Annotated in this window: 2 protein-coding genes; both read right to left on the bottom strand. The window is 65.9% G+C overall.

Annotated features, from left to right (window positions below; genetic code table 11):
• A partial coding sequence (locus ABNS06_RS14530; RefSeq protein WP_348675315.1) for a response regulator occupies positions 1-835 on the bottom strand: 835 nt, incomplete at its 3' end.
• A partial coding sequence (locus tag ABNS06_RS14525) for a response regulator (RefSeq protein WP_348675314.1) occupies positions 832-2,073 on the bottom strand: 1,242 nt, incomplete at its 5' end. The genes ABNS06_RS14525 and ABNS06_RS14530, both read right to left, overlap by 4 nt.

Genomic DNA, 2,073 nt, shown 5'->3' with positions numbered 1-2,073 from the left:
GGTCCGAGATGTCATGAAACGCCAGGACGAACTCGCTGACGTGCCCGGCATCGCTGATCGTGGTCGCGCCCATCTCCACAGGAAACGGGCGGTTGTCCGCGCCGCGGAGTGTCGTGTTCCTGTCGCGGGCGGAGCCTTCGAGCACAACCGCCTCGGCCAGCGGTGTCTCGACCCAGGGCCGGCCTTCGGGGATGAGTTCGGAGGCCGCGATGAACGCCTGCATGGGCATGCCCTTGAGGTGGTCGGCCTGGGTCTTCAGCAAGGCTCCCGCGGCCGGATTGGCGAAGGTGATCACCCCATCGGGGTCCACGCCCACGATGCCCTCCGACGCGGCTTCCAGCAGTGAGGTGGCGCGGCGGTTCGCCTCGGAAAGCGCCAGTGTCATGAGCTTGAGCTCCTGACGCTGGCGGTGCAGGTCGGTCAGGATGCGCACCTTGGAGCGCAGCAGCCGCTCCTGGATCGGCTTGTAGAGAAAATCGATCGCCCCGCTCTCGTAGCCCTGGAGCATGCGCTCTTCGGAGCGATCGTCCGCGGTGACGAAGATGATCGGCGGCGGCGCGGCGGGGTTGGCCAGAAAGATGGCCTCGGCGGTTTCGTACCCGTCCATGCCGGGCATGCGCACGTCCAGCAGCACCACGGCGAATTCCTGTCGGATCACCAGGGCGAGCGCGTCGGGGCCCGACTGCGCGGTTGAAATCGAGATGTCCAGGTCCTTCAGCACCCGCTTCATCGCGACCAGGTTGGCCTCGATGTCATCGACGACGAGGACCGCCGGCAGCGGCCCGCCGGCCGGGTGATCCGAGGAATCACCCGGTGTCGTGTTGGTCGGATTCATGACCTGCTCAGCCAGAGTTTCAACGCCGCCAGCAACTGGTCCACATCGATGGGTTTGCTCATGTAGTCCGAGGCGCCTGCCTCGATGCATTCCTCCCGGTCCGACTGCATGGCCTTGGCGGTGAGCATGATGATGGGAATGGTTTCGAAGCCCGGCATCTGACGGATGCGTTGCGTCGCTTCCAGCCCGTCCATCACCGGCATCATCACATCCATCAACACTGCGTCGATGTCGTCGTGTTCGGTCAATCGCTGTAGAGCCAGCTCGCCGTTGTCGGCGAAGACGATGTCGAACCCGGCCTTGCGCAGCACCGCCGACAGCGCGAAGACGTTGCGCAGGTCGTCGTCGACCATCAGCAGCTTCTTGCCGCGGAACGAGGGGTCCTGGCTGCGCGTGCGGCGGAGAATTTCCTGCTGCTGTTCCGGCAGCTTGGATTCGACGCTGTGCAGGAACAGCGTGACCTCGTCCAGCAGCCGGTCCGGAGATTCGGCGCCCTTGACGACGATGGACTGTGCGAGCTGCGACAGCTCCTTGTGCTCGGCGCGGGTCAGGTCGCGGCCGGTGTAGACGACCACAGGCGGGTGCTGGAAGCTCTCGTCCGCCTTGAGCTTCCGCATCAGCTCCAGGCCGTCCGTGTCCGGCAGTGACAGATCCAGCACGACGCAGTCGAAGTGCTCGTTCTTCATCAGCCGGAAAGCCTCGGCCCCGGAATGCGCCGGTACGATCTCCACATCGTCGCTGCTCAGCAGTTCGCGAATCGCGATCTGGCTCGACGCATTGTCTTCGACCACCAGTACGCGGCGGGCGGCCTGTTCGCGCACGTTCTCCAGCGCAGCCAGCGCCTTGAGCAGGTCGGCCTTGGTCGCCGGCTTGGGCAGAAAGCCGATGGCGCCATGTTGCAGCGGCTCCATGGATTCGTCCGACGCGGACACCACGTGCACCGGGATGTGGCGGGTCGCCGGTGAGCGCTTCAGCACTTCGAGGATGGTCAGCCCGTCGGTGTCCGGCAGGCGCAGGTCCAGCGTGATCGCATGCGGCTTGAGCTTGCGTGCCTGCTCCAGTCCGCTGCGGCCGTCGTTGGCGATGACCGGGGAAAAGCCGCGTTCCGTCGCCAGGCGGGCGAGCACCTGGGCGAAGCGCGCGTCGTCCTCGATGATCAACAGCACATGGCCGTCGGGCGTCTGAGCGGGGGGCGGCTGGTCGGGATCCGCGGAATGGTCTTGTTCGGGAGCGGCGGG

It is taken from the genome of uncultured Abyssibacter sp. (assembly GCF_964000955.1).
Lineage (GTDB): Bacteria > Pseudomonadota > Gammaproteobacteria > Nevskiales > OUC007 > Abyssibacter.
This window is presented reverse-complemented; position numbering and strand designations above follow the sequence as displayed.